The 21,719-nt window shown below is 43.6% G+C and carries 20 protein-coding genes; 19 read left to right on the top strand and 1 reads right to left on the bottom strand.

The genetic code is table 11. The annotated features are described in order from the left end of the window. Positions 1-11: 11 nt before the first annotated feature. From Q3A68_RS02070 to Q3A68_RS02055, 4 genes are all read left to right on the top strand, one after another. Entirely contained in the window at positions 12-194 is a 183-nt protein-coding gene (locus Q3A68_RS02070; RefSeq protein ID WP_302899349.1) for a hypothetical protein, read from the top strand. A gap of 70 nt (positions 195-264) precedes the next feature. After that, positions 265-672, top strand: a complete 408-nt coding sequence (locus Q3A68_RS02065) for a cupin domain-containing protein (RefSeq protein ID WP_302899348.1) — start codon at positions 265-267, stop codon at positions 670-672. Next, entirely contained in the window at positions 672-1,016 is a 345-nt protein-coding gene (locus Q3A68_RS02060) for a DUF1801 domain-containing protein (RefSeq protein ID WP_302899347.1), read from the top strand. Before Q3A68_RS02065 ends, Q3A68_RS02060 begins: the two co-directional genes overlap by 1 nt. Positions 1,017-1,077: 61 nt before the next feature. Beyond that, positions 1,078-1,494, top strand: coding sequence for a hypothetical protein (locus tag Q3A68_RS02055; protein ID WP_302899346.1), 417 nt, complete (start codon positions 1,078-1,080; stop codon positions 1,492-1,494). Positions 1,495-1,496: 2 nt separating this feature from the next. On the opposite strand, the gene purU is transcribed toward Q3A68_RS02055, so the two are convergent. Next, the gene (gene purU / locus Q3A68_RS02050; protein ID WP_302899345.1) at positions 1,497-2,372 is read right to left on the bottom strand and encodes a formyltetrahydrofolate deformylase; all 876 of its coding nucleotides are present in this window, start codon (positions 2,370-2,372) and stop codon (positions 1,497-1,499) included. A gap of 500 nt (positions 2,373-2,872) precedes the next feature. On the opposite strand from purU, the gene mraZ reads away from it, so the two are divergent. The 15 genes from mraZ (at position 2,873) to Q3A68_RS01975 (ending at position 21,577) form a co-directional block, all read left to right on the top strand. Beyond that, a complete protein-coding gene (gene mraZ, locus Q3A68_RS02045; protein WP_302899344.1) occupies positions 2,873-3,337 on the top strand; it encodes a division/cell wall cluster transcriptional repressor MraZ in 465 nt (154 codons plus the stop codon). Beyond that, positions 3,327-4,232: a 16S rRNA (cytosine(1402)-N(4))-methyltransferase RsmH gene (gene rsmH / locus Q3A68_RS02040; RefSeq protein ID WP_302899343.1), complete on the top strand. Its 906-nt coding sequence runs from the start codon at positions 3,327-3,329 to the stop codon at positions 4,230-4,232. Before mraZ ends, rsmH begins: the two co-directional genes overlap by 11 nt. Beyond that, a complete protein-coding gene (locus tag Q3A68_RS02035; RefSeq protein ID WP_302899342.1) occupies positions 4,229-4,639 on the top strand; it encodes an FtsL-like putative cell division protein in 411 nt (136 codons plus the stop codon). Before rsmH ends, Q3A68_RS02035 begins: the two co-directional genes overlap by 4 nt. Further along, positions 4,629-6,770: a penicillin-binding protein gene (locus tag Q3A68_RS02030; protein ID WP_302899341.1), complete on the top strand. Its 2,142-nt coding sequence runs from the start codon at positions 4,629-4,631 to the stop codon at positions 6,768-6,770. Before Q3A68_RS02035 ends, Q3A68_RS02030 begins: the two co-directional genes overlap by 11 nt. Continuing rightward, a complete protein-coding gene (locus Q3A68_RS02025) occupies positions 6,767-8,230 on the top strand; it encodes a UDP-N-acetylmuramoyl-L-alanyl-D-glutamate--2,6-diaminopimelate ligase (RefSeq protein WP_302899340.1) in 1,464 nt (487 codons plus the stop codon). The genes Q3A68_RS02030 and Q3A68_RS02025 overlap by 4 nt, the downstream gene beginning before the upstream one ends. 3 nt (positions 8,231-8,233) lie before the next feature. Next, on the top strand, positions 8,234-9,475 hold the full coding sequence (gene mraY / locus Q3A68_RS02020) for a phospho-N-acetylmuramoyl-pentapeptide-transferase (protein WP_302899339.1): 1,242 nt from the start codon (positions 8,234-8,236) through the stop codon (positions 9,473-9,475). 43 nt (positions 9,476-9,518) lie between these two features. Continuing rightward, entirely contained in the window at positions 9,519-10,865 is a 1,347-nt protein-coding gene (murD, locus tag Q3A68_RS02015) for a UDP-N-acetylmuramoyl-L-alanine--D-glutamate ligase (RefSeq protein ID WP_302899338.1), read from the top strand. A gap of 94 nt (positions 10,866-10,959) precedes the next feature. Next, positions 10,960-12,114, top strand: a complete 1,155-nt coding sequence (locus Q3A68_RS02010; protein WP_302899337.1) for an FtsW/RodA/SpoVE family cell cycle protein — start codon at positions 10,960-10,962, stop codon at positions 12,112-12,114. A 44-nt stretch (positions 12,115-12,158) separates the two neighbouring features. Beyond that, positions 12,159-13,265, top strand: coding sequence for an undecaprenyldiphospho-muramoylpentapeptide beta-N-acetylglucosaminyltransferase (murG, locus tag Q3A68_RS02005; protein ID WP_302899336.1), 1,107 nt, complete (start codon positions 12,159-12,161; stop codon positions 13,263-13,265). 58 nt (positions 13,266-13,323) lie between these two features. Continuing rightward, complete coding sequence (murC, locus tag Q3A68_RS02000; RefSeq protein ID WP_302899335.1) at positions 13,324-14,682, top strand: UDP-N-acetylmuramate--L-alanine ligase; 1,359 nt, start codon at positions 13,324-13,326, stop codon at positions 14,680-14,682. Further along, positions 14,675-15,532 carry a cell division protein FtsQ/DivIB gene (locus tag Q3A68_RS01995; protein ID WP_302899334.1) on the top strand — a complete coding sequence of 286 codons (858 nt, stop codon included), beginning with the start codon at positions 14,675-14,677 and terminating at the stop codon, positions 15,530-15,532. Before murC ends, Q3A68_RS01995 begins: the two co-directional genes overlap by 8 nt. Before the next feature lie 6 nt (positions 15,533-15,538). Further along, positions 15,539-16,879: a cell division protein FtsA gene (gene ftsA, locus Q3A68_RS01990; RefSeq protein WP_302899333.1), complete on the top strand. Its 1,341-nt coding sequence runs from the start codon at positions 15,539-15,541 to the stop codon at positions 16,877-16,879. Positions 16,880-17,008: 129 nt separating this feature from the next. Then, on the top strand, positions 17,009-18,607 hold the full coding sequence (gene ftsZ, locus Q3A68_RS01985) for a cell division protein FtsZ (RefSeq protein ID WP_302899332.1): 1,599 nt from the start codon (positions 17,009-17,011) through the stop codon (positions 18,605-18,607). Between the two features lie 214 nt (positions 18,608-18,821). Next, entirely contained in the window at positions 18,822-20,066 is a 1,245-nt protein-coding gene (locus tag Q3A68_RS01980) for an aminotransferase class I/II-fold pyridoxal phosphate-dependent enzyme (RefSeq protein WP_302899331.1), read from the top strand. 80 nt (positions 20,067-20,146) lie between these two features. Beyond that, entirely contained in the window at positions 20,147-21,577 is a 1,431-nt protein-coding gene (locus Q3A68_RS01975; RefSeq protein WP_302899330.1) for a glycoside hydrolase family 125 protein, read from the top strand. Positions 21,578-21,719: the final 142 nt, after the last annotated feature.

Raw genomic sequence — 21,719 nt, 5'->3', positions numbered from 1 at the left:
TAGCTACGAAGATGAATGATCAATATAAGGGAATGACGGTCAACGAAAGGCTATATGTAGCTGGGTTGATGAATGAGTTCGATAAAGCAGTTGACGAAAAAGATATTGAAAAAGTGATATCAATTTTAAAGCAAGTCGATCTTGATACCCCAAATACTGATGTCATATTGAAGCATCACGATTTGATCCAATAGGGGCTCTCGGAATATCCTATAGCGATTGGGTTTATACCCATCGCTATTTTTGTTATAAAAATCACTCTCTATGAAAATATTACTTGGTTTGCTGTTGTGTTTATCGACATCTTCCGCCTTTTGCCAAACCTCACAACCCTACCTCCTCGAACATGAAAATGATATCGCCAAAAACGAACCAGGTACCCATAACGGCGGTGGCAGCACAGTAGGATATAGCTTCTTTTCCAAAGCAGACGGGTTAAAAATGGTATTTCGTAAACGCGTATTGCATCCCGGTTCTGCAATTGGCTATCATTTGCAAAACGAAGACGAGATTTATTATGTCATCAGTGGCACAGGTGAAATACAGATCAATGGTAAGAGCTTTCCTGTAAAAGAAGGCGACGCTATTCTGACAAGGCCTGGCAGTTCGCATGGGCTAAAGCAAACCGGTAAGGATGACCTGGTAATTATTATTAATTATCAAAATCCCTGATGCGAGACATTGACCTTTTTTATCTGCAAAAAGAAGAGCCTGTTAAAGGCTGCCTGTTGTTTTTACGGCAGCACATACTCGACTTTGATAAAGATATTACCGAGGCGTGGAAATACCGGATGCCTTTCTTCTGCTACAAAGGCAAAATGTTTTGTTATGTGTGGATCCACAAGAAAACTGGTCTGCCATTTCTCGGTATGGTTAATGGGAAATGGTTCGATCATCCGCAACTGATCTTCGAGGATCGCGCAAGAATAAAGATATTTCTGCTCGACCCGACTACCGATTTGCCTGTAGAAACTATTGATACGATCCTCAAAATGGGAATAGCATTTTATGATTAATTTCAAGGGTTAGTGTAGCAAACGGATAAGCCTGGGCGTAATATAGGATAAACACTTACCCATGTATAACAAACTTATAATCCTTTTTATTGTAGCCGTATCGCTCGCATCCTGTAAGAAAACACAGAAAAAAACGCCCTGTGGCCCACAGATATGTACAGACCTTTTTGCCTCTGTGGGAATTCATTATACCGATAATAGCGGAAAGCCTATTGCAGTGAACAACTTTTCAGTATTTGATGTAACTTCTAATAAACAACTCCACCCCGGAGTGCCGAATTGGGATCTTGTGATGGGTTATTACATCGTGGCAAGCGATAATAACAAAATGGATTATTCAACCGAAGGAGATAACATTAAGGTTTCAGCCACCGACCCGGCAACCAATCAGACGAAAATAATCAACCTTAAAATATCAGGCGGCTGCAATTGCCATGTAGCCAGAATATCCGGGCCGGATACTGTGAAGTTTGATTGAGATTATTCCAGTACCACAGTCTTGTTTTTGTAGATAAACACCCGGTCGTCAAACACCACTTTCAGAGCTTTGGCCAATACTGCTGTTTCGATCTCTTTGCCGGCTTTCATCATATCTGCCGCCGTTAGCGAATGATCGGCTGAGATGATTTGTTGCGCTATAATCGGCCCCTCATCCAGTTCATCGGTTACAAAATGAGCGGTTGCGCCTACCAGTTTTACCCCGCGTTCGTAAGCTTGTTTGTAGGGATTGGCCCCCACAAATGCAGGCAAAAATGAGTGGTGTATATTGATGATCTTCTTCGGAAAATGTCTCACAAAATCAGGCGATAAAATGCGCATAAACTTTGCCAGCACGATGTAGTCGTATTGATATTGATCAATTACATTTAATACCCGTTGCTCCGATTCAGGGTGCGGACCTTCATACGGTACATGGTAAAACGGCACATCAAACCGTTTGCAGATATCCTCCAGGTTGGTATAATTCCCGATCACGCATTGTACGCTGGCGCCCAGTGTTTTAAAGTAGTTACGGATCAATATGTCAGCAAGGCAATGGTATTCCTTGGTTACCATAACGATCACTTTTTTTACCGCATCGGGATTTACTTTGATCAGCGCACCTTCCGGCAATAATTCACGCAGTTTCTCTTCAAGAACTGATGCCGCTGATTGCTTGTTTACCTCCAGGCGCATGAAGAATAAATTCTCCGCTTTGTCCACATGTTCCTGCATCGACAAAATGTTATAACTCTCATTAGCTAGCAGGCCTGATATTTTAGCTACCAGTCCCACCTGGTCGGTACACTGTATTACGATAACCATATTCATATTAAGAGCCACAATGATAGGTAATTGCAGCTGAAATTTAATCATGTTTAAGCTAACTTCTGTTCATCGATACAAATAAGGCATTACCGATACATGCTTCACTTGCAAAGTAATCTGCTGCAATTTTATTCTACCAACGTCACCGCTTATGCCCTCACAGATCGGAAATAAAAGGCTCTAAGCTGCAAGATGAGCGGGATCATAATCTACGACGTACTGTTTAGTTCGTTTTTCTAGCTCCTTATATTTATGACGCTGTATGCCAATGATATATGGTGCTATTCTTTTGCTATCACCATTTGTTGTGGAAAGATAAAAACTTAATTATTAGTAGAATTTAATCAGAATCTGTTCATTTGCAAGTTCGGGCTGACATTGATAAGTTAAAGAGTATGACGCTGTTTAGAAATTTTACATGAGATAAAGTGGTAGAAAAATAACCTTCAAAGTTGTTGAAAACTTTTTGGTGGAAAAAAATGGGAATTTGTGGTAAAAAATGAAAAAAGTAGTTTACTTTTACTTTGGAATATTACCATAGTGTACACATGTCCCATTTTTTAGGCGAATTTGAATGTAAACTGGATGCCAAAGGCAGGATGATGGTCCCTGTTGGTCTCAAAAAGCAGCTTCCCGAAGCTGACAAAGAGGGCCTTGTGATCAATCGTGGCTTTGAGAAGCATCTGGTTATTTACACTCGTCGCGAATGGGATAAGATTGTTGAAGATTTAAGTAAACTCAATTCATACGAGAAAAAAACGCGCGAATTTATCCGCTACTTCACCCGCGGCGCTTCAGAATTGACACTCGATGCCGCTGGTCGTGTGCTTTTACCAAAAGCTTTATTGGAATATGCCGGTATTGAATCGGATGTGGTGTTGGCCTGCCAGTTGAACAGAATAGAAGTGTGGGCGCAAAGTGCTTACGATGCGCAGATGGATAATGAGCCTGAAAATTTCTCTAACCTGGCCGAAGAAGTAATGGGCAATGGAAGGAGGCGTGATGAGCAGTAATTACCATACTCCCGTAATGTTGCAGGAATGCATTGAGGCTCTGAATATACGCCCAGATGGCACTTATGTGGATGTGACTTTTGGCGGAGGTGGTCATTCACGTGAGATCATGAATCATTTGGGTAAAGGCGGCCGCTTACTGGCTTTCGATCAGGATGCTGATGCTCAGCAAAATATCATCGCCGACGATCGCTTTGAATTTATCGATCAGAATTTCCGCTACCTGAAAAATTTTACTCGCCTGCATAATGCAATTCCTGTGGATGGTATTCTTGCAGATCTGGGTGTTTCATCCTATCAGTTTGATCAAGCTGAGCGTGGGTTTTCCATTCGTTTTGACGCTGAACTGGATATGCGCATGAATCAGTCATCAACGCTAACGGCAAAAGAAGTTGTAAATACTTACAGTGAGGCTGATTTGCATAGAATCTTTGGGATTTACGGAGAGATAAAAAATGCCAAATCGCTGGCAAAAACGATAGTGACAGCAAGGCTGAATGGGCCGCTCAATACTGTTGCTGATCTGAAAAATGCCATCAGTAGCCTGATTCCGAAGGGTAAGGAGAATAAATACCTGGCACAGGTGTTCCAGGCATTGCGCATTGAAGTAAACCAGGAGCTGGAAGCTTTGAAGGATTTTCTGATCCAGTCGGCAGAAGTGTTGGTATCGGGTGGCAGACTTGTGGTAATGTCTTACCATTCATTAGAGGACAGGTTGGTGAAAAATTTCATTGCCAAAGGGAAATTCAGCGGCGAGGTGGAAAAGGATTTTTATGGGAACGATCAAAAGCCTTTTGATGCAGTAAGCCGCGGTGCGATAACGGCATCAGAGGAAGAAATAAAAAATAACAACAGGGCACGGAGCGCTAAACTAAGAATAGCTGTAAAAAAATGACCAATCGTTTGCGTACAGAAATTCAGGAAGAAGAAGCTGAGAAAGAGCTTATTGTTGAGGAGAAGCAGCCTGCAAAGGAGATTTCCGAGAGTGCGCTATGGCAGCTTTTTAAGAAAAATGTGAATGCGGAAAAAGCTACAAGTGCCCTGCCGTTCATATTGTTTTTGGTGCTTTTGGGGATGATCTACCTGGGTAACATGCACCTTGCCGAAAGAAACCTGCGAGATATAGATAAGATGACCAAAGAGGTTAAGGAACTCACCTGGGACTATAAGAGTACTAAAGCTGACCTTGCTTTTAAAAGCACGCTGAGTGAAGTGAGCAAGCGTGTGGATACATTGGGAATTAAGGAATCTATTGAACCGCCACAGCGACTAAAGGAAAAGGAGGACAAGGATGGGAATTAGGACAAACATACTTTTAAGGGTGTACCTCGCATTCGGGCTTATTCTGCTGTTTGCGGGGGCTGTCGTTTTTCAGCTTTTCCGGGTTCAATATATCCAGGGACCTAAGTGGAAAGCGATGGCCAAAAACATGTCGGCCCAGTATATCAATATAGAAGCAGAGCGCGGCAATATTTTCGCATCAGATGGCAGCCTGCTGGCTACCTCGGTTCCGGAATACGAATTGCATATGGATATGCTGGCAGGTGGCATTGCGGATGATAATGTGTTCCAGGAAAAAGTAGACTCACTGGCTTTGTGCATGTCGAAATTTTTTGGTGATAAATCAAGAAGTGAATATGCGCGCATGCTGCGCGAAGCGCGTAAGGAGGGGGACCGTTATCAGTTGATTCGAAGAAAGGTTGGTTTCCAGGAATTAAAAGAGATTCGCAAGTTCCCGATCTTCAATATGGGTAAGTACAAGGGTGGACTGATCGTGATACAACAAAACAAACGTGTATTGCCGTTCCGTTCACTGGCATCGCGTACCATTGGTTATACAAACGATAATGCTAAAAATGCAGCCGGTAAACCGGTTGCGGTCGGTTTGGAAGGCGCTTATGCCGATTATATCAATGGTGAAAACGGCAAACGCCTGATGCAACGTATGGCCGGCAATGTCTGGATGCCTGTAAATAATGACGGCAATGAAGTCGACCCAAAGGAAGGTGCTGATATTATCTCAACCATCGATGTAAACTTTCAGGACGTTGCGCAGGCGGCTTTGAAAAAGCAACTCGAAAAAACCGGTGCAGATCATGGTTGTGTGGTTCTGATGGAAGTCGCCACCGGTGAAGTCAAAGCTATCGCCAATTATACCCGCGCGAAAAGCGGTGTTTACGAAGAGCGTATGAACTATGCGATCAGCGAATCGGCTGAGCCGGGTTCCACCTTTAAACTGGCTTCGTACATGACGGCCATTGATCAACGCAAGATCGATACCAATACATTGGTTGATGCGCAGCATGGTGAATATGAATTGTATAATCCTCGTAATGGCAAGAAAGTGTTGACAATCAGGGATGCTGAAGATCCCGGAACGATAATCAGTGCAAAAAAGGCCTTTGAAGAATCGTCAAATGTTTGTGCTGCTAAACTCATCTGGCAGCATTATCATAACAACCCGCAGGAGTTTACTGATAAGCTATACAGTTATCATTTGAATGAGAGGAACGGGCTGCAGATTCCGGGTGAAGGTGCGCCAAGGATAAAAAATCCTTCATCGCGCGATTGGAATAAGCTACAGTCTTTGTCGCAAATAGCTTACGGATATGAGTCGAAATTGACACCATTGCAGATGCTTACCTTCTATAACTCGGTAGCCAACAACGGCACTATGATTGCACCAATCTTCGTGAGTGAGATACGCCGTTATGGGAATACAGTTGAGCGTTTCCGGGCCAGAGTGATTAACGACAAAGTGTGCTCAGATAGAACATTAGGCAGAATTCGGGGAATGCTGGAAGGTGTGGTCCAGGAAGGAACGGGCAAATTGGTGATCAAAAATAAGTTATATACCGTAGCCGGCAAAACCGGTACCGCGCAGATTGCCAACGGAAAAGGCGGATATGGCGATAAGAACAGGCACCAGGCAAGCTTCTGCGGTTATTTCCCTGCTGATAAGCCAAAATATTCAATGATCGTTGTGATACATGATCCAACCATAGGGTCTCACCTGGCTGCCTGGGTAGCGGGGCCGGTTTTCAGAGCAATTGCTGATCGTGTTTATTCAAGCGATCTGCAAATGAACCAGGCCACACCACTGCAGTATGTCAGCAACAGTCCTATGCCAAAAGTGAAAACAGGCAACCGTAAGGCAACCCAGGAAGTTTACAGTAAGCTGAACATCAAACCTATGTATGCTTCGGCAAACAATAGCGTGGATACGAGCAATGGTGTGCCTTACGATGAGACCAAATATCAAAAAGGAGCCGTGCCGGAAGTGACCGGCATGGGATTGAGTGATGCTTTGTATGTATTAGGGAATGCAGGTTATAAAGTTTCTGCGCACGGCAGCGGAACGGTAGTGAAGCAATCTGTTTCGGCCGGAAGTATTATTCCAAAAGGATCAAAAATAATAATCGAACTACAATGAGGTATTTGAGCGACATTTTAGAGGGACTTGCATTCACCGAACTTCATGGTAGTGCTGACATGGAAATCAGCGCAATCGTTTTTGATTCGCGTAAGGTGGTACCGGGATGCATGTTTGTGGCGGTAAAGGGAACACAGGTTGACGGCCATGATTATATTGACCAGGCTATTGAAAAAGGTGCCGTGGCTATCATATGTGAAGAATTGCCTGCCCATGTTACCGGGGAGGTTGATTTCTTTATGGTAGCCGACAGCTCTATTGCTTTGGGTACCGTTGCTGCTAATTTTTACGATAATCCATCGCATAAGCTGAAACTGGTTGGCGTAACCGGAACAAACGGTAAAACCACCATTGCCACCATACTTTATAAGCTATTCCGTGATTTGGGTTATAAATGTGGACTGCTGTCAACTGTAGAGAACCAGATTAACGGCGAAGTGGTAGCGGCTACGCATACCACGCCTGATCCGGTTGACCTGAACATGTTGCTGAATGAGATGGTGGAAAAAGGATGTGACTACTGCTTTATGGAAGTAAGCTCGCATGCCATTGTGCAGCATCGTATCGCTGATCTGAAATTTACAGGCGGGATATTCTCTAATCTGACCCATGATCACCTTGATTATCATAAAACATTTGATAGTTACCTGAAAGCCAAAAAGGCATTCTTCGATGGTCTGCCAAAAAATGCATTCGCGTTAACTAATGTGGACGATAAGAACGGCATGGTGATGCTGCAAAATACTGCGGCCCATAAAAAAACCTACGGTTTGAAAAATATGGCTGATTACAAAGCCAAAATGGTGGAGAATCAGTTCAGCGGTTTGCTGCTCAATATCGACAATGAAGAAGTGTGGTTTAAGCTGGTAGGTACATTCAACGCCTATAACCTGATGGCGGTTTACGCTGCCGCAATGTTGCTGGAGCAGGACAAGTCTAAAGTATTGACGAGCCTGAGCAAACTGACCGGTGCCCGGGGAAGATTTGATTATGTGATCGCGCCAAATGGTATTGTTGGGATAGTGGACTATGCCCACTCTCCTGATGCGGTTCAAAACATATTAAGCACGGTGCATGATGTGCGCAAGGGGAATGAGAAAGTGATTACGGTACTGGGTTGCGGGGGCGACAGGGATAAAACCAAACGGCCGGTTATGGCCCGCGTAGCGTGCGAATGGAGTGATAAAGTGATATTCACTTCTGATAACCCACGCTCGGAAGACCCGGCACAGATCATAAAAGATATGGAAGAAGGGGTTGATCCAGCCTTTAAAAGACATACAATGAGCATTGTGGACAGAAGGGAAGCAATCAAAGTAGCCTGCAACCTGGCGCAGCCGGGAGACATAGTGGTAGTTGCTGGAAAAGGGCACGAGAAGTACCAGGAAATAAAGGGGGTGAGAAATCACTTTGATGACAAAGAGGAATTAACAGAGATTTTTAAACAAATGAACGGTTAAATAATGCTGTATTACTTATTCAGTTTCCTTGAAAAAAACTATAGCCTTCCCGGTGCTGGGGTGTTCCAATACATCACGTTCCGGATGGCTATGGCAGTTATCACCTCGTTGGTAATTACTACAGTTTATGGTCGCAGGCTGATCGATTACCTGCGCTATAAGCAGGTGGGTGAAACGGTAAGGAACCTGGGACTGGAAGGCCAGATGCAAAAAGCCGGCACGCCTACTATGGGTGGTATCATCATCATTTTAGGCATCGTGATACCTACGCTGTTATTTGCAAAGTTGGAGAATGTATATGTATTGATGATGTTGGGTACCACAGTCTGGCTGGGCGCTATTGGTTTCATGGATGACTACATCAAGGTATTTAAAAAGAATAAAGAGGGTCTAGCGGGAAGATTCAAAATTACTGGCCAGGTAGGATTGGCCTTGATTATCGGGTTTACCATGTACAGTAATCCGGATATCATCATCCGCGAGGAAGTTAAGCCGCCTATCAAGTATGATCGCCCGGTGGGATTCCACATGAAAGGGAATAAGCCTATCTATACCCAGGACATCCGGTCGACCAAGACAACAATACCCTTTTATAAAAACAATGAGTTCGACTATGGGAAAGTGCTAAAGTTTTTAGGCAAAGGTTATGAGCGATATGACCTGGTAGTGTTTATGTTCTTCGTGATCGTCATAATAACGGCCATTTCAAACGGGGCTAATATAACCGATGGTATTGACGGCCTGGCAACGGGCACATCAGCTATTATTGGCGTCACACTGGCTATCCTTGCCTATGTGTCAAGTAATACAATGATCGCAGATTACCTGAACATTATGTACATCCCTGATTCAGGCGAGCTGGTAATTTTTGCAGGTGCGTTTGTGGGGGCCTGTGTTGGGTTTTTGTGGTACAATTCTTACCCCGCCCAGGTGTTTATGGGTGACACCGGAAGTTTGGCCATAGGCGGCATTATTGCAGTATTCGCTATTATGATCCGAAAGGAGCTTATGCTGCCGCTGCTCTGCGGCGTTTTCCTGATTGAAAATTTGTCGGTGATCATGCAGGTATCATGGTTTAAGCTCACCAAGAAAAGATTCGGCGAAGGTAGGCGGATATTCTTAATGGCTCCTCTGCATCACCATTATCAGAAAAAGGGTTTTCACGAGGCAAAGATCGTGACGCGTTTTTGGATTATCAGTATTGCGTTGGCTATTCTGGCTGTGGTCACGCTGAAATTAAGGTAGTGTCGGAAAGTTGTAAGGTTGAAAAGTTGGAATGTTAAATAAAATGGAATCAAAATCAAATAGACTCGTAGTACTCGGCGCAGGCGAAAGCGGTGCAGGTGCTGCATACCTTGCTCAGCAGCAGGGCTATGAAGTTTTTGTTTCTGATTTCGGATCGATAGCCAATCAATATAAAAAACAACTGCAGGATTGGAATATCCGCTTCGAGGAAAATCAGCATACCGAAGAGGAGATTCTAAAAGCAGTGGAGGTTGTAAAAAGCCCAGGTATACCTGAAAAGGCTCCGATAATAAAGAGGCTCAGAGAAAAGAATATTCCGGTTATATCGGAGATAGAATTTGCAGGAAGATATACCGATGCAAAGATTGTAGGTATTACGGGATCGAACGGTAAAACCACTACCACTAGTTTAACCTATCATATTCTTAAAAATGCAGGATTGAATGTAGGGCTGGCCGGCAACATTGGCAAAAGCTTTGCCTACCAGGTGGCTACCGAAAAGTTCGACATCTATGTGCTGGAACTGAGCAGCTTTATGCTGGACGACATGTATCAGTTTAAAGTAGACATCGGCGTGCTGTTGAACATAACACCCGATCACCTGGACAGATATGATTATAAGATGGAAAACTATGTAGCATCGAAGTTCCGCATTACGCAGAACCAGAGAGCCGGCGATTATTTCATTTACTGTGCTGATGACCCGGAAACGACAAGTGGAATGGAGACAAGAAAATTTGAGGCACAGCAATTGCCATTCAGCATTAAAAAAAAAACTACACCGGGAGCATATCTCGAAGAGGACAATATCATTATAAACACACTTAAAGAACATTTCACAATGTCGATCAACGAACTGGCCCTGCAAGGCAAACACAACATCTACAACTCAATGGCTTCGGGTATTGTAGCAAAAGTACTCGAACTGAGAAACGAAACCATACGGGAGAGTATGGGTGGTTTCAGAAACATTGAGCACCGGTTAGAATTTGTTGCCAAAATATCGGGCATTAGTTTTATCAACGATTCTAAAGCTACTAATGTTAATTCAACTTGGTATGCCTTGGAAAGTATGACTACTGACGTCGTGTTGATCCTTGGTGGTGTAGACAAGGGCAACGACTACAATATGCTGAAGGATCTGGTAAAGCAAAAGGTTAAAGCCATTGTGTGTTTGGGCAAGGATAATCGCAGGATCCATGAAGCATTTGATGACATTGTTCCGATCAGTGTGAATACCTTTTCGGCCCAGGAAGCCGTCCAGGTAGCGTATCATTTAGCTAAAAAGGGGGATACGGTGTTGTTATCGCCAGCTTGTGCAAGTTTTGATTTGTTTAAGAATTATGAGGATAGAGGACGACAGTTCAAGCAAGCAGTAAAAGAGTTGTAATTGAAGAGTTATGCGTATGACGTGATGCGTTGTGCGTAAGATTAATAGGTAAAAAACGTAGGACGTAAAACGTAACACGTCCAACCAGTAAAAAATGAATAAAATCTTAAGCAATACCAAGGGAGACAGGTGGATATGGTTGATCGTCATATTGCTTTCGGCTATTTCATTGTTGGCTGTTTATAGTTCTACGGGGACGCTTGCTTATAAAAAAGGCGTGGGTGTTGAGTCGATTTTATTCAAACACCTGATGATGGTAGTCGGGGGTATTGCGCTGATGTACATTTCGCATAAACTGGATTACAGGTATTATGCCGGTATATCGAAATTGCTGATGATCGTCACGATTCCGTTGCTGCTATACACCCTGGTTTTTGGTGCTCATATCAATAATGCGAGCCGGTGGATACCGATACCGGGAACTGGATTAAGCTTCCAAACATCCGACTTAGCTAAGTTAGCACTTATCACTTACCTCGCACGTACTTTATCGCGCAAGCAGGAAAATATTAAGGATGTAAAGCAATCATTTATCCCGATAATGGGGGCCGTTTGCGTAGTATTTATATTGATCGCCTTAGCAAACTTATCAACAGCATTGATGCTTTTTGGTGTAAGTATATTGCTACTTATTATCGGTCGTATCAGCATTAAGCAGATAGCGATTACTTGCCTGGCAGGTGCTGTTTTGTTAACAGGTGTTATCTTCCTGGGGCCAAGAAGGCATACGTACATTTCGCGTATGCATACATTCATGCATCCCGGTAAGGCGAATGCAGATAAGTCGTTCCAGTCTGACCATGCAAAAATTGCTATTGCAACAGGTGGGCTATTCGGTAAAGGCTTAGGTCACAGCCAGGAGAAGAATTACTTGCCCGAAGCTTTTTCGGATGAGATATACGCAGTGATTATCGAGGAATGCGGTTTGCTCGGCGGACTGGCGATTATCAGTATTTACCTTTTCCTGTTATACCGATGTATCAAAATAGTAACCAAAGCGCCTAAAGCCTTTGGCGCTTTGCTGGCGGCTGGATTAAGCTTTAGCTTGACCATACAGGCTTTCGCAAATATGGCGGTAGCCGTAGGATTAGGGCCGGTAACAGGTGTGCCGTTGCCGTTGATCAGTATGGGCGGGACATCGATATTATTTACGAGTGTGGCGTTTGGAATTATCTTATCGGTAAGCCGTGATATTGATGAACCCAAGAAAGTAATTGTGGGGGAAATAAAAGAGGTAGCGGTGGCTTAAAAAGAGTCTATGGACCATAGACCATGGACTTAAAAAATAGAAGAATGAAAAAACACAGGCACAAGAGAATAATCATTAGCGGGGGTGGCACCGGGGGGCATATTTTCCCGGCTATCGCTATTGCTAATGCTTTGAAGAAGCTTGATCCTGAAATTAAAATACTTTTTGTCGGCGCCAAAGGAAGAATGGAGATGGAGCGTGTGCCCGCTGCCGGCTATGAGATTGTGGGATTAGATATACAGGGTATTCAGCGTAAGTCGATATTTAAAAATCTGATGCTGCCTTTTAAACTGATTGGTAGTATCATGAAGTCATTACGCATTATCCGTGATTTCAAACCTAATGCCGCGGTAGGTGTGGGTGGCTATGCTTCAGGTCCGTTGCTGTATGCTGCCTCGCTGAAAAAAGTGCCATACCTGATACAGGAGCAAAACTCCTATGCGGGTGTTACCAATAAAAAATTGGGGAAAAAAGCTAAGAAAATATGTGTGGCGTATGATGGGATGGAGAGGTTTTTTCCTTCAGACAAGATTGTTATTACGGGCAACCCTATCCGCAGGGAGTCGGTTGATATTGCAGGAAAACGCGAGCAGGGATTGGAATGGGCCAAATTGTCGGGTGATAAAAAAACCATTTTTATAACAGGTGGCAGCCTCGGCGCACGCACATTAAATAAAAGTGTGCTGGCCAACATAGATAAGATCATAGCTGCAGATGTGCAATTAATCTGGCAAACTGGTAAACATTATTACCCGGATATCATGGAATCGTTCAGAGGTAAAGTTCATCCCAATATCCGTGTGATGGAGTTTGTCGACCGGATGGATCTGGCCTATGCGGCAGCGGATATTATTATATCGAGGGCAGGCGGCACGATATCAGAGCTTTGCGTGGTTGGCAAACCGGTAATCCTGGTGCCTTCGCCAAATGTGGCTGAGGATCATCAGACAACCAATGCCATGTCACTCGTTGCAAAGGACGCCGCAATTTTTGTGGCCGATAAGGATGCGCAGGCACAACTAATGGATGTAGCCCTTGAGCTTTTAAACGATAAAGAAAAACAAAAAATATTAAGCGAAAATATCAGCAAACTGGCACTACCCGATGCTGATGAGACTATCGCGAAAGAGGTTATTCAAATAACAGGTTAATTTAAATTTCGGCCTACCTCTCGTGCGGTTGCGGGAGGGGGCTTTTTTGAAAAAGAAGATGGAACTGCAAAACATCAAACGGGTATACTTAATAGGCATTGGCGGCATCGGCATGAGCGGATTGGCCCGTTATTTTGCTCATTTGGGCTGTATAGTTTGTGGGTACGACAAAACTTCAACCGACTTAACCGATCAACTGCATCACGAAGGTATACAGGTAATTTTTGATGACAGAACCGATTGGATTCCGTTAAGCTTCCAGACGCCAAATGAATGCACACTGATTATTTACACCCCGGCTGTGCCAAGAGATTCAGCCATATTGAATTTCTTTAAGAATAATGGCTTTGAACTATTCAAACGTTCACAGGTACTGGGATTGATCAGCAAAAGCATGTTTACGATAGCTGTTGCTGGTACGCACGGAAAAACCACAACATCCTGCATGATTGCACATATCCTGAAGGATTCGGGCAAAGACTGCTCCGCATTTTTAGGCGGTATATCATCCAATTATAACAGCAATGTACTATATGGTAAGAATAACATTGTGGTGGTTGAGGCTGACGAATTTGACCGTTCGTTTTTAACCCTGCATCCCGATATCGCTATCATCACTTCAATGGATGCCGACCACCTGGATATTTATGGCAGCCATGATCAGTTAACGCAATCGTTCCGTCAGTTTGCATCGCAATTGAAGGAAAATGGTACGCTCATTTATCACGAGGACCTGCCTTTAACTATAGAGGGTATCACCTACAGTGGGCAGGGACCTGCAGACGTAAAAGCGGTCAATATCCATGTTAAGGATGGCGATTTTTATTTCGACTTCAAGAACAGCAACACACAGATAGATAATATCAAACTCGGTATTGCAGGTATTCATAATATAGAGAATGCCACTGCAGCTATTGAGGTTGCGTTGAAAATAGATGTTGAACCTGCGCTAATTAAACGTGCGCTGGAATCGTTCAGAGGGGTAAAGCGTCGCTTTGAGTATATTGTTAAGAACGATAAACACATTTTTATTGATGACTATGCGCACCACCCGGAAGAGCTGCGTGCGGCTATAACATCAATAAAAAAATTATATCCAAATAAAAAACTCACAACAATTTTTCAACCTCACCTATATACCCGCACCCGGGATTTTGCCGATGGCTTTGCCGAAGTGCTTGATATGAGTGATGAGTTGATCATGCTGGATATATACCCTGCACGGGAATTGCCGATTGAGGGCGTCACATCTGATATGATTCTCAGCAGGATGCAAATGTTAAATAAACGGAAATGTGGAAAACAAGAGGCCGTCGGTCTTGTGCGGATTGAAAAACCTGAATTACTTTTAACTGTAGGGGCAGGCGATATAGACCAATTGGTTCAACCTCTAAAAAAGGTTTTGGAAGATGTTTAAGAAACTCATTTGGAAGCGCATTTTAATCGGATCGGCCTGGGCAATTTGCCTGGGTGGGCTGGTTGTGCTAATGGGTTTTATCGAGTTCAAAAAGTCGGGCGTGTTTTGCAAGGCGGTGAAGATATATATTCCGGGTAACCAGTACTTCATCGATAAGGAAGAGGTAGACTATATTCTGAAAGTACATAAACACCAGTTGGTTGGCCGCAACATGGCAAGCATCAACCTGCACGATCTGGAGAACAGGCTGAAGGCCAATCCATTCATCGAGTCGGCAAAAGTATACGCGGATATGGATGGGGTGATCAAGGTCGAGATTAGCCAGCGGCAGCCGGTAATGCGGGTAATGAACCAGGCAGGACAGGATTTTTATATCGATCAGAATGGGTTAAAAATACCTATGTCGTCAAACTTCACTGCAAAGGTGCTGGTGGCAAACGGATATATAGAAGAAGCTTATGGTGGTAAGCTGGATACGCTGCATACCGATATCGCCAAACAGCTTTATAAAACTATTCAGTTCATCAATAAAGATTCGCTTTGGACAGCGCAGATTGCACAGCTGTATGTTAACACGAATCACGAGATAGAACTGATACCACGCGTAGGCACCAACCGGATATTGCTGGGTAATGCCGATTCGCTGGAAAACAAGTTCCACAACCTGCTGGTGTTTTATAAACAGGCATTGCCGCAGGTGGGTTGGGACAGGTACAAGATCATTAACATGAAATTTGCCAACCAGGTAGTGGGGGTAAAAAGCGATAATTTCAAAAAGGATTCGCTAAAGGCTGTGACAGCTAAAACGGATTCAATAAAAATGGGTAAAGATACATTCACAAACAATTAATTAAGTATGGACAAGAGTTCGACACACGAAAAAAGTTCGCCAATTGTAGTAGGATTGGACATCGGGACTACAAAAATATGTGCTATTGTTGGCCGCCGCAGTAAAAATGGTAAGATAGAGGTATTGGGTATTGGCAAGGCTGAATCGGCCGGGGTGACCCGTGGCATGGTATCGAACATTGATAAAACAGTTCAGGGGATTACTATTGCCGTTGATATTGCCGGTACGCAATCGAACGTTGAGATACGTGTGGTAAACGTTGGTATTGCCGGTCAGCATATCAAGAGCCTGCAACACCGTGGACTCATAACCCGGAAAGACCTGCAAAGTGAGATAAGCCGTAAGGATATCGATAAGCTGGTAGAAGATATGTACAACCTGGTAATGCCTCCCGGAGAGGAGATCATCCATGTGTTGCCACAGGAGTTTACCGTGGATAACGAGCCGGGAATCAAAGATCCGATCGGTATGGCAGGGGTACGCCTGGAGGCTAATTTCCACATCATATCAGGCCAGGTTACGGCTATCAAAAATATTGTGAAGTGTGTCAATAAAGCTAGTTTGGAAAGCCAGGAATTGATCCTGGAACCATTGGCGTCGTCTGAGTCGGTATTAAGCGATGAGGAAAAAGAGGCAGGCGTGGTATTGGTGGATATAGGCGGCGGTACTACTGACGTGGCCATCTTCCACGAAGGAATTATCCGTCACACTGCAGTTATTCCGTTTGGTGGTAATAGCGTTACCGAGGATATACGCGAAGGCTGCTCAGTAATGCGCAACATTGCAGAGCAGTTGAAAGTGCGTTTCGGTTCGGCATTGGCCGAAGAGAACAAAGAGAACGAGATTGTTTGCGTTCCCGGATTACGCGGTCGCGAGCCAAAAGAGATATCGGTAAAAAATCTCGCTTATGTGATCCAGGCCCGTATGGAAGAAATCGTGGAGCATGTATATTACGAGATCAAATCATCAGGCTACGAGAAAAAACTGATAGCAGGTATCGTAATAACCGGTGGTGGTGCGCAGTTAAAGCATTTGCCGCAACTGGTAGAATACGTTACCGGTTTGGATTGCCGCGTAGGTTATCCGAACGAGCATTTGGCAAAGAACGAAACGCTGCCCAAAAATATATATGAAGAATTACAGAGCCCGACTTTTGCAACAGGTATTGGTTTGCTGATAAAAGGTATCCAGAAGATGGAATACAATGATATACCTACCAATGTAGAAGTGAAAACGGATAAAAGCAAATACACTGATGAAAGGAAATTTGGCTTGCTGGGCAAGCTATTGGAGACGGGCAAGAAATTTATAAAAGACGATATTAAGGACGAAGATTTCCTTAAGTAGTAATTTATTAACAATGGTTGACTTTTCCACAATATTGACAATTGTGGAAAAACATTGTTGAAAATGGTGTAATATTACAATGGGTTAATAAAATAATTCGTCATTCACATTTAACTGGAAATAAGGAATATGCAGTTTGAGATGTTAAAAGAAAAGTCGTCCATCATCAAAGTTATTGGTGTTGGCGGCGGCGGTGGCAATGCGGTAAACCATATGTACAAGCAAGGTATTACCGGTGTTGATTTCATAATTTGCAATACCGATGCACAGGCTTTAGAATTAAGCCCCATCCCCAACAAAGTTCAATTAGGTGCCAGTTTGACCGAAGGTATGGGCGCAGGCTCTATCCCCGAAGTTGGTAAAAACTCGGCCATTGAAAATATCGACGATATTAAACAGATGCTGGGTACCAATACCAAGATGCTGTTTATTACCGCAGGTATGGGTGGTGGTACGGGTACAGGCGCAAGCCCTATTATTGCAAAAGCTGCCCGCGAACTGGACATCCTGACTGTAGGCATTATTACCACGCCATTCTCATTCGAAGGCAAGCGCCGTAAAATGCAGGCTGAAGAAGGACTGGAAGAACTGAAGAAGTATGTTGACTCATTCCTGGTGATCTCTAACGACAGGCTGCGCCAGATATTTGGTAACCTGACCTTAGGTTCGGCATTTGCACAGGCTGATAACATCCTGACTACTGCTGCCAAAGGCATCGCCGAGATCATTACTTTGCCTGGTTATATCAACGTTGATTTTAAAGACGTGCGCACGGTAATGAAAGACAGTGGTGTATCCATTATGGGCAGCTCGACTGCTGAAGGCGAGAATCGCGCATTGAAAGCTGTTGAAGGCGCTTTATTGTCTCCGCTATTAAAAGATAACGAAATAGAAGGTGCAAGATATATTCTGTTAAATATCAGCTCAGGTGATAAGGAAGTGACCATGGATGAAGTATCCATTATTACTGACTTTATACAAGAAGAAGCTGGGCTAGCTGCCGATCTGATTTGGGGTAACTGCCGTGATGAAGCCTTGGGCGAAAAGCTATCGGTAACAATCATTGCTACCGGTTTCCAAACCAGGGATGAGCGCGAGAAGGAGCAGAGCAGTAAGAAAGTAGTTTCCATGCTGATGCCTGAAACCGATCTGGTAAAACCTGTGGTAAATGAGTTTATCAACCAGGTGAAGCCACCTGTTGAGTCTATTGAATCAGAACCATATATCAAAGCTGTAAAAGAAGAGCAGAAACAGGCCGGCCTGTTCGATCTGTTTGCAAAATCAGAAGAGCCATCAGTAATAAAATATGATTTGACTCTGGAGGAACCTGCTTCTGCAGAACCGGAAATGAAGGAAGAGTTTACCTTTAAGATCGCTGATTCGGTAATGAATTTTGAGCCGGTTAGACCGGAACCAATTCCTGAGCCAGAACCGGAACCAGAGCCCATTGTTGGTGCAGACGATCATAAAACCGACGAAAGCATTGAAGAACAGTTGCGCAAATCTCGTGAGCGTATTATGCGCTTGAAGGACTTGAGCATGAAACTGCGCGCCGGAAATATCCAGGAGCTGGAAAATGTACCGGCCTACAAACGTAAGGAGATCGCTTTACAGCAAACACCTCCTTCGGATGAAAGCCAGGTATCAAGGTTCTCATTATTGTCGGACGAAGAGGGAAAGACCGAGATAAGGAACAATAATTCGTTCCTGCATGATAATGTAGACTAACCATGGCAACCTTCCACAATAATATATAATATTAAAAGGGGCACAATTATTTGTGCCCCTTTTATTTTGGGTGGGTTTGTAAATGAATTGGTACAAACCGCAGATAACTTAACCCACAGTTTGAGCGTTATAAGCTATTATAAAAAGTTATAATCTTTGGTTAAAGGGCGTTTAAGGCCTATATTTGTATTTTATTGATATAAAAAGCAGCACATTGGATTTATTTGACAAAATATCGAAGACGATGGGTGGGCCATTGGGCCAGCATCAAAAATGGTCGCATGGTTATTTTTCATACCCCAAATTAGAGGGAGAGATCGGCCCGCACATGCAGTTTAATGGCAAGGAACATTTGGTTTGGAGCCTTAATAACTACCTCGGTTTAGCTAATCATCCCGAAGTAAGGCAGGCTGATGCCAAAGCAGCGACTGATTATGGAATGGCTTATCCTATGGGTGCACGTATGATGTCCGGTAACTCCATTCATCATGAAGAACTGGAAAATAACCTGGCGCAGTTTGTAGGCAAAGCTGATGCGTTTTTGCTTAACTATGGTTATCAGGGTATGGTATCCATTATAGACTCATTGGTTGACCGTAACGACGTTATTGTTTACGATGGTGAGTCGCATGCTTGTATTATTGATGGCTTACGTATGCATATGGGTAAACGCTTTGTATACCAACACAATGATATGGAAAGCTGTGAAAAACAACTTGAGCGTGCTACAAAGTTGGCAGAGCAAACCGGTGGCGGAATATTGCTGATCACCGAAGGTGTTTTCGGGATGTCAGGTGCACAAGGTAAGCTGAAGGAAGTAGTCGAATTAAAAAAGAAATTTAACTTCCGTTTGCTGGTGGATGATGCGCATGGTTTTGGTACCATGGGTAAAACCGGCGCGGGCACCCATGAAGAGCAGGATTGTATTGAAGGCGTGGATGTTTACTTTGCCACTTTTGCAAAATCAATGGCGGGTATAGGTGCCTTTGTAGCAGGTGATAAAGAAGTGATAGATTACCTGCGTTATAATATGCGTTCGCAAATATTTGCTAAGGCATTACCTATGCCGATGGTTTTAGGCCTAAAAAAACGTTTTGAGCTTTTGAAATCAAAGCCGGAACTGCGCGAAAAACTTTGGGAAATTGCCAATCAATTGCAGCGCGGATTAAAAGAGCGTGGTTTTGACATTGGTGTTACCAATACAATGGTTACCCCCGTGTTTTTACAAGGCGATTTATACGAAGCAACTACGCTTACCAAAGATCTGCGAGAGAACTACGGCATATTTTGCTCCATTGTTATTTACCCGGTTATCCCTAAAGGCTTGATTTTGTTACGCTTAATTCCAACAGCGGCACATAGCTCAGAAGATGTGGAACGCACTTTGGCTGCTTACAGCGAAATGGGTGAAAAATTAAGGTCAGGTTATTATAAAGAAAATAAAATGGCCGTTGCATAAATTGGCTCAAACATTTTTAAAAGCCTTTCGGTTATACGAAAGGCTTTTTTATTTTTACACCCTCATCAACAAACCTGATTATGCTTACGCGCCGCGATTTTATCAAAATAAATGGCATCACTACCGCCGGAATTGGAATGGGTTTGAAGCCCGATTGGTTTAACCCCCTGGATCAATATCCAAGTAAGCGTATAAGCCCCAATTTGCGTCGATTTACCAGTGCTGCTGTTGAAGATAAAATTGCAAAAGTAAAGACTGCCATAGCCGACCCGGAAATAGCCTGGTTGTTTGAGAATTGCTATCCGAATACCCTGGATACCACAGTGAAATTCAATGACAAGGATGGTAAGGTTGATACGTTCGTGATTACCGGTGATATTGACGCCATGTGGCTGCGCGATTCGTCTGCGCAGGTTTGGCCGTATCTGCCATTGATCAAGAGCGATCCACAGTTAAAAAACCTGATATTAGGTGTCTTGAACCGCCAAGCGAAATGTGTACTGATAGATCCTTATGCTAACGCCTTTAATGAGCGCGCTACCGGCAGTGAGTGGGATACAGATCGTACTGATATGAAACCTGAGCTGCACGAGCGTAAATGGGAGATAGACTCTTTATGCTATCCAATCCGCTTAGCTTATAACTACTGGAAGATCAGCGGCGATGGTAGTTTCTTCGACCGTGAATGGCAAAAGGCGGGTAAACTGATCCTGGATACCTTTAAGGCCCAGCAACGTAAAAAAGGACACGGCCCATATCATTTTCAGCGTAAGACTGAAGTATCTACCGATACTGCACCATTGAGCGGATATGGTAACCCAATAAAACCCATTGGCTTGATCTGTTCGATATTCCGTCCTTCAGATGATGCGACTATTTATCCGTTCCTGATACCGTCGAATTACTTTGCTGTAGCAAGCCTAAGACAATTGGCTGAGATGTATGAGAATATCGCCAAAGACCATAGTGCGGGTTTAAACTGCCGCACTTTAGCCAATGAGGTAGAGAATGCCCTGCATAAATATGCGGTGGCTCACCATCCTGTATACGGCAATATCCTGGCTTATGAGGTTGATGGGTTTGGTAACCAGCTGTTTATGGACGATGCCAATGTGCCGAGCTTATTGGCACTGCCATATCTGGGAGCAATGAAAGCAACTGATCCGCTCTACCAGGACACCCGCAAGTTTGTCCTGAGCACTTCAAATCCATACTTCTTCAGGGGAAAAGCGGCGGAGGGTATCGGCGGACCGCACGTAGGCCTTGGCTATATCTGGCCGATGAGTATCATTATCCGTGCGATCACTTCAACCAATCCTGCAGAGATAACTACTTGCTTAAAATGGCTTAAACACACCCATGCGGGAACCGGTTTTATGCACGAATCGTTCAATAAGGATAATCCATCCGACTTTACACGTAAATGGTTCGCCTGGGCCAATACACTTTTTGGCGAACTGATCATTAAAACACAGCAATCGCACCCCGAAATATTAAAGAAAGTGATATAGTTTATTTTATAACGATGATATTATTCAATAAGTTCAATTAATACGGCTTTAAATTGATTTTGTGTAAAATCCGTGTTAGAATTAATCGAAGGGTAAATTATTTACCAATACTGAAAGTATAAAATATATATTATTTTCTTCC

Origin of the sequence: Mucilaginibacter tolerans (genome assembly GCF_030519375.1) — a bacterium.
In the GTDB taxonomy this organism is placed as follows: Bacteria; Bacteroidota; Bacteroidia; order Sphingobacteriales; family Sphingobacteriaceae; genus Mucilaginibacter.
Note: the sequence above shows the minus strand (reverse complement) of the source record. Positions and strands in the feature narration are given on the sequence as shown.